The sequence below is a fragment of the bacterium genome (assembly GCA_016873475.1).
GTDB lineage: Bacteria > Krumholzibacteriota > Krumholzibacteriia > JACNKJ01 > JACNKJ01 > VGXI01.
Window position 1 is genome coordinate 1 of the sequence record VGXI01000164.1, and the last position, 7488, is coordinate 7488.

The 7488-nt window shown below is 73.3% G+C and carries 3 protein-coding genes; 2 read left to right on the forward strand and 1 reads right to left on the reverse strand.

The window, feature by feature from the left end:
• The first annotated feature begins 122 nt into the window (after window positions 1-122).
• Together FJ251_11925 and FJ251_11930 are read left to right on the forward strand one after the other, a co-directional pair.
• Window positions 123-1763 (forward strand): hypothetical protein, encoded by a 1641-nt coding sequence (locus FJ251_11925; GenBank protein ID MBM4118420.1) that lies wholly within the window; start codon window positions 123-125, stop codon window positions 1761-1763.
• Window positions 1764-1820: 57 nt separating this feature from the next.
• On the forward strand, window positions 1821-5540 hold the full coding sequence (locus tag FJ251_11930; protein MBM4118421.1) for a tetratricopeptide repeat protein: 3720 nt from the start codon (window positions 1821-1823) through the stop codon (window positions 5538-5540).
• On the opposite strand, the gene FJ251_11935 is transcribed toward FJ251_11930, so the two are convergent.
• Window positions 5518-7236, reverse strand: a complete 1719-nt coding sequence (locus FJ251_11935) for a hypothetical protein (GenBank protein ID MBM4118422.1) — start codon at window positions 7234-7236, stop codon at window positions 5518-5520. The two genes, FJ251_11930 and FJ251_11935, sit on opposite strands and share 23 nt — an antisense overlap.
• Window positions 7237-7488: the final 252 nt, after the last annotated feature.

A 7488-nucleotide genomic window follows, 5' to 3' on the forward strand; every position in this document is an offset into this window, starting at 1 on the left:
TTTTGGCCGCGATCCTAGGCCCTCGCCGGGGCGCTGTCCAGGGCCCCCCCCTGGGCGCGCGGCGCTGGTTATTGTATGATCATGGCTGCCCCAGCGGCCGCGCCGCCACCCGAGGAGTTCCCATGCCCCGCATCCGGCTCGCGACGAGCGCGCTGTTGGCTCTTGCCCTCGCCGCCCTCGGGCGCCCGGACGCGCCGCGCGCGGAGGAGCACCCCGGCTGGGACCTCCTCGCCGAGATCAAGCTCGGCAGCGAACTCGTCTACCTGCGCAACCTGGGAGATAGCCTCGCGGCGAGGGGTTTGCACGAGCTGGTCGTTGAGCCGATCGCCCGGCACGGCTATCGCGTGGACCCCCTGCTCACGGGCACGGACCCGCTCTTTCTCGCCCGCACCCTCAGTCCACTGCCGCTCACGGCGCTCGCCACGGGCGACTCGCTCGTCCTGCGCCACGACATCGGCCTGGACGACGCCGGCTTCGCGCGCGAGATCGAAGCCGCCGCCGACTCGATCGAGGCCGCCGTCGGCCAGCGGCCCGTCTCCTTCGCTTATCCCTACCACATCCACACGCGCGAATTGATGGACAGCCTGCGCGCCCAGGGCTGGCTCTGCGCCCGCGACGGCGCGCCGCACGGCACGGGCGGCGGCGAGCCGACCGCGGCCTTCCTGCTCGGCTATCACGCGCAGCCCGCCTGGCGACAGAACTGGGACTACTGGACGCCCTGGGAGCTGGTGCTCAGCACCGGCCTCACGGAGAAGGCCATTCAGGTCGCGACCTCGCCGGCGGAGATCGACCTGCTCCTCTACGACACCGCGGCCTACAACGCGCTCCACGCCACCCCGCCGCAGAGCGTGGACGTGTTCACCTACGAGTTCGCCAGCCTGGCCGACCTCTGGGTGACGGGTCGCTGCTGCGTGCAGCTCTACGTGCACGGCGCGAGTGGCGACGCGTACCACCTCGAGCCCACGCACCTCGCCTGGCTGATGGACGCGCTTGCGGCCGACGGCCGCTTCTGGATCACCAGCGTCGGCGAGGCGGCGGCCTGGGCCGCAGCGCGCCACGCGCCGAGCGCCGCCGACTCGCTCGTCTGGCTGCCGCTGCCCGAGTACGCCGCCGACCCCGCGCCCTGGAACGGATACCCCGCCGCCTTCTGCTTCTCGACGGACGACGGTCGCCGCATCAACCTTGCCTACGCGGACACGCTCGCGGTCCGCGGCCTGCCCATGAGCACCTTCGTCACCTGGAACTACCTGGGCCACCCGGCGGGGGACCACCTCAGCCGGGAGGACCTCGTTGCGCTCGCGGCGCGCGGCAACGTCGAGATCGGCTCGCACACCCTGAGTCACCCGCGCCTCGTGCCGGACCGCGCGCTCAGCCTGCGCAACCAGGGCGCGCGTCGCCTGGCCTGCGAGATCACGGGCGGCCGCGAGGAGCGGCGCCTGCGCGTCTACGGTGCCAGCCCCTCGGCTGCGCCGCCGGCGCCCGCGGCGGCCGAGCTCAGCCTGCGCTGCCAGCCCGGGCCGGAGCGGGGCGCCTGCCGCATCGAGTTCAGCCTCGCGCGGGCCCAGCGCGTGCAGCTCGAGCTGCTCGACCTGCGCGGCCGCCGCCTGGCCCGGCTCCTTGCCGAGCCCCGCGAGGCGGGGACGGCCAGCCTGCGCTGGAACGGCCGCGACGGCCAGGGCCGGCGCCTCGCCAGCGGCCTCTACCTGCTGCGCCTGCGCGGCGAGCAGGCGACGGTCACCGCCAAGGCCCTGCTCCTGCGCTGATCCCATGGCTTGCGCGATCCCGGGGCCGCCGCCTATGCTGGCCGGCGAGGAGTGGCGATGCCCGAGTCCCTGGGTCCCTATCAACTGAAGCGCCTGCTCGGCGAGGGCGGCATGGGCCAGGTCTACGAGGCCCAGGACCGCCGCAGCGGCGAGCGCGTGGCCGTGAAGCTGCTCCGCGGCGGCGCGATGGCGAGCGTCCGCGAGAAGGAGCTCTTCGCGCGGGAGGCCCGGGTCGGCATGGAGTGCGACCACCCCGGCTTGCTGCGCGTGCTGGCCGTCGAGATCCAGGCGGGCCTGCAGCCCTACCTCGTGATGGAGTACCTGCCCGGCCCGACGCTCAAGGGCGTCCTCGCCGCCGGGCCGCTGGCGCCGCTGAACGCGCTCGATCTCGCCGGCGCCGTGCTCGAGACCCTCGACTACGTGCACGCGCGGGGCATCATCCACCGCGACATCAAGACCGGCAACATCATGCTCGACGGCGACGGCCGCCCGCGCCTGATGGACTTCGGCCTCACGAGCTTCTCGGACGAGACCAGCCTCTCGCGCAGCGGCATCGTCTTCGGCTCGCCGCACTACATGTCGCCCGAGCAGGGTCTCGGCGAGACGCTCGACGCCCGCAGCGACCTCTTCTCCCTCACGATCTCGCTCTTCGAGCTGCTGACGGGCCGCCTGCCCTTCCGCGGCAGCACGCCGCTGGCCGTCGTCTACGCGATCATCAACGAAGAGCCGCAGTCGCTGCGCCGCCTGCGGCCGGAGCTGCCCGAGGAGCTGGAGTGGGTGCTCGCCCGCGGGCTCGCCAAGCGCCGCGAGGAGCGCTACCAGACGGCGGCGGCGCTGGCCGCCGACCTGCGCGAGGTCGCAGCGCTCCTGCGCGGCGAGACCGGCGCCGGCGGGCTGCAGCTCGTCGCCGCGCCGCAGCGCCGGACCGTGGGCGAGGAGCTGTTTCCGCTGCCGCTGGCCGGTCGCGATATCGAGCTAGCCGCGCTGCAGTCGCTCCTGCGCGGCGAGGGCGTGCCGCTGCGCTTCCTCTCCGGCGAGGCCGGCGCCGGCAAGACCCGCCTCGTGCGCGAGGCGCTCGCGCGGCTCGGCGCGGCGGCGCCCGCCGTGCTCATCGGCCGCACGCAGCCGGGCCGCGAGCACTTCCCCTACCAGCCCTGGCTCGAGGCGCTGCGGCCCGCACTCGAGTCGCGCGAGCTGACGCGGCCCGAGTCCCTGGCCCGCTTCCTCGGCGAGGGTGCCGAGGCGCGGGCGCGCGTGCTGCATCCCTTCCTCTTCGGTGAAGGCAGCGGGCACCTGGAGAACCGCGAGCAGCTCTTCGAGGGCTTGCGCAGCCTGCTCGCCGCGCTCGCCGCGCAGGAGCCGCTGGTCATCTGGCTGGAGGACCTGCACCGCAGCGACCAGGCCAGCCTCGACCTGCTCGCCTTCCTCGCGCGCGGCCGACCCGGCGAGCTGCCGCCGATGCTGCTCAGCTATCGACCCGAAGAGCTGAGCGAGGGCGAGGGCCTGGCGCCCCTGCTGCGCGAGCTGCGCAGCGAAGGGCGCGCGGAGTCGCTCGAGCTGGGTCGCCTGAGCCTGGACGCCGTGCGCGAGCTCGTGGGCCAGGTGCTGCCCGGCCTCGCCGACGGCGAGCGCGCGGCGCGTCGCCTGTGGTCCGAGAGCGATGGCAATCCCTTCATTCTTCGCGAGCTGCTCCAGCTCCTCGACGGCCGCGCGCGCGGGCTCGCCGCGGCGCCGAACGGCCGCACCCTCGCGCCGGGGACCCTGCCGGCCAGCGTGCTCGACGCCGATCCCGAACGCTGGGAGCTGCCGCTGCCCGAGCGCATCGTCGACCTCGTGCAGCACCGCCTGGCGGGCCTCAGCGCCGAGGAGCGCGAGCTGCTCGAGCTAGCCGCCGTCGAGGGCGAGGCCTTCAGCGCGGAGGTGCTGGCCGCCGTGCTCGAGCAACGGCGGCTCACCGTGCTGCGCAGGCTGCAGGATCTCGAGCGGCGCACGCGCCTCGTGCAGGCGCGCGAGGGCCGCTTCCTCTTCGATCACGCCATCGTGCGCCGCGCGCTCTACGATGGCCTCGGCGACGCCCTGCGCCGCGCGTACCACCGCGAGGTCGGCGATCACCTCGAGCGCAGCGGCGGCGAGCTGCCGGCGAATGCCGCCGCCGTCGCGCGGCACTACGAAGGCGCCGGCGAGTCGCGGCGTGCCCTGCCCTTCCATCTCGCCGCGGGACGCCACGCGCGCGCGCTCTACGCGCCGCGCGAGGCGCGCCGCCACCTCGAGCAGGCCCGCGAGGAGGCCGACCTCTGGTGGCTCGAGGAGCCGGCGGGCGAGGCTCGCGAGCTGCGCGTGCAGATCCTGCGCGAGCTGGGCCTGCTCGAGCAGACCGAGGGCCGTTACGAGCAGGCGGAGATCCTCTTCAGCGGCGCGGCCAGCCTGCTGACGCCGATGCTCGAGGAGGCCCGCCGCGCCGAGCTCGAGCGCCTGCGCGGCGAGTGTCTCTATCACGGCGGGCAGCCCGAGGCCGCCGGGCGCGCCTTCGCCGCGGCGCTCGCGCACTGCCCCGGCGACGAGCGCGCCGAGCACGCGCGCATCCTGCGCAGTCGCGCCTACATGCAGGCCCGCGCCAACGACTGGGAGGGCGCGCTCTCCTCCTGCCGGGCGGCGCTGCTGCTCAGCGAGGGCGTCGCCGCCGATCGCCTCGCCGTGCGTCACACGATGGGCACGATCCATCTGCAGCGCGGCGAGCTGGAGGCCGCGCGCGAGATCTTCGCCGAGGTGATCACCGAGGCCGCGAGTGACGAGGAGCAGTACCTGCGCACGGCGGCGCTCGCGAACCTGGGCACCGTGCTCTGGCGTCTCGGGGAGAGCGAGGCGGCGGTGCGCTGCCTCGAGGAGAGCCTGACCCTGCGCCGTCAGCTCGGGCTCGTCATCGAGTACGCGCAGATTCTGATGAATCTGGCCATCATCCGCACGAAGACGGGCGCGCTCCACGAAGCGCGGCGGCTGCTCGCGGAGTCGAGCGAGCTGAAGGCGCGCATCGGCGACGCGGTCGGCCTCGCCTCGGTAGAGAACAGCCTCGGCAACCTGGAGTGGCGACTCGGCCACCTGCCGGAGGCGCTCCTGCGCTTCGAGCGCGCGGCGACCCTGCACCGCAGCGGCAAGAACCGCGCGCGCGCGGCCGTGGCCTTGCACAATCTCGGCGAGCTGCTGCTCGAACTCGGGCGCGTCGAGGACGCCGAGGCTCCCCTGGCCGCATCGCGCGCGATTCGCGAGGAGCTGGGACTGGCCGCGGCGCTCGCCTCGAGCCTGCGCGCGGCGGCCAAGCTAGCGGCGGCGCGCGGCGATGCCGCAGCAGCGCTGGCCGCCTTCGATGCCGCGGCATCGCAGGCCGAGCGCACGGCGAGCCCCGACGAGGCGCTCAAGGTGGCCTGCGATCGACTGGGCTTTCTGCTCGACACTGCGGCGCTCCCGGAGGCCAAGGCGCTGCTCGCGGCGCTCCGCGCCGGGCGTGGGGTCTGGCCGCCCGCGGGCTTCGAGTTCGAGCTGGGGTTGCTGGAAGCGCGACTCGCGCGCGCGCAGGAGACGCCGCCGGCGCAGGCCTTCGCGACGCTCCTGGAGCAAGTCGTGGGGGAGACGGAGCCCTACCGGCGGCTGCGCCTCCTCGACGAGCGCCTGCGTGGGGTGCCCGCTGAGGAGGAGCCGCTGCTGGCCGCCGAGCTGGCCGCGCTGCGCGCGCGGCCGGAGTTCGCCTGGCTCGGCGCGCCTACTTCACCATCACCAGCTTGACGGCCCGCGCGCCGCGGCTGTCGCTCAGCCGCACGAAGTAGACTCCACCCGGCAAGCGCCGGCCGGCGTCGTCGCGCCCGTCCCACTCCAGACTGAAGGGGCCGGCGGGCAGCTCGCCCGACGCGAGGACGCGCTGGCGCCGTCCCTGCGCGTCGAAGATGCCCAGCTCGATGCGGCCCGCCGCGACCAGCTCGCCGCTGATGCGCGTACTCGGATTGAAGGGGTTGGGCTGCACGCGCAGCGTGCCGAGCAGCAGCGGCGTCTCGGGCACGGCCGTCGTCAGGCGACTGACGAGGCAGCCGCCGATCGCGATATCGTCCACCCAGCCGGCGATGGGCGCCGCGTCCGGGCGGTTCAGGCCCCGCGCGCGCAGGCGCAGCTCCTCGACGCCGACGACGTAGCCGGCGAAGGAGACGCCGTCGAGGAAGTTGCCCAGGGTGTCGAAGAGCTCGAGGCTCACGAGCGGCGGCTCGACGACCTGCGAGACCCGGATGCGGTGCGTCACCGCGGACGCCAGGTTCCCGAAGCGGTGGTCGAAGAGCAGGTGGCCGTCGCGGAAGAACTTCAGGCGAATGTCGTAGCGACCGTCCTCGTCGGTCGAGGGCACGGCGAGCACGCGCAGGATGTCGGGCCCGCCGGCCAGCTCGAGCAGGTCCATCTCGCTCTCGGCGCCGACCGCCGTGATGCGGTGCGTGAAGCGCACCGACCAGTCGCTGCAGTCCTCGCCTTCGGGCGCGAGGCCCATGGCGAGCACGGCGTCGCAGGTCGCGGTGCCGTGCGCCGCGAAGCGGATCGCGTGCAGGCCGGGATCCCACTCCAGCACGTGGGGCGGGCAGCTCGAGACGAGCTCAAGGCCCTCGAGCCCGTCCATGAAGTCCATGAGGTCGTCGCCCTCGAAGCCCAGCCACTCCGAGTAGCTGCCAATGTAGTCGGCGCGTACGGCGGGATCGGTGATGGCCTCCATCAGCACGGGCTGGAAGTGTAGCGGCGCTGGCAGGTAGCGGTTGGTGGCGATCGGCGCCGTGGCGCCCGAGTCCAGCGTGCCGAGCAGGTGCGAAGTCGCGTCGGCCGTGGGGTAGACGATGTCGCCCTTCGTGGGATCGGGATCGGGCAAGTTGCTGGTGTCGATCGTGACGAAGCCGATCTCCTCGCCGTAGCCGAGCGTGTCGGTGGGCTGCATGCCGATGACGGTGGCGTCGACGCCGAAGCTGTCGACGCCGAGCTCGAAGCGGAGGAAGTCCTGCACGTCGGGTTCGTAGGGCGGCAGGCCGAGCGCGTTGAGGATGCCCTGGCCGAGGAGCATCAGCTTGCCGCCGAGACGCCGGTACTCGCGCAGGAGACGGCGCTCCGCGTAGTCGAGGGCGATGCTCTCGGCGCTTGCGCAGTTCCAGATCACGTAGGGGTATGCGGCGAGCTCGGCGATCGTCGGTACCTGCGGCTCGCCGCCGTCGGGCTGGATCTCGAAGACGTCGTAGTCATAGCCGAGCAGGTCCAGCGCCTCGAAGAAGTAGGTCTCGTAGTGGGGGTCGGCGTCCCCGGGTCCTCGCTCGACGGGATCCCAGTCGTCGTCGACGAAGGCCACCTTCTTCACGCGGGCGGCGGCGGTATCGACGAAGAGGGAGCCGGCGAGCAGGGCGATGAGGAGCAACACGAAGAGGCGGCCGGCGGGAAGCCGGTCGATGCGTGGCGCGCTCATGGTGATCTCCCTGTCTGGCAAGTGGTGCAACTATAGCGGATTTTATCATGTCACGAGTCAGGGCGTCAATTGGCCCGCGGGCCCAGTCGCTGCGCCCGGCGCCCGGGCCGACTTGCCTTGCCCGGGGCCTTCCTCTTAGAGTGCCTCACGACCGACCTCCGCAACCCGACCGCCGACAGGAGAACGCGCCGCATGCCGCGACTTCGACTACCTGCCACCTGGCGCCAGGCGTCGTCTGCCGCGCTGCTCCCC

Coding starts and splice junctions, on each gene's coding strand:
- FJ251_11925 (MBM4118420.1), top strand. CDS start 123: ATGCCCCGCATCCGGCTCGCGACGAGCGCGCTGTTGGCTCTTGCCCTC.
- FJ251_11930 (MBM4118421.1), top strand. CDS start 1,821: ATGCCCGAGTCCCTGGGTCCCTATCAACTGAAGCGCCTGCTCGGCGAG.
- FJ251_11935 (MBM4118422.1), bottom strand. CDS start 7,236: ATGAGCGCGCCACGCATCGACCGGCTTCCCGCCGGCCGCCTCTTCGTG.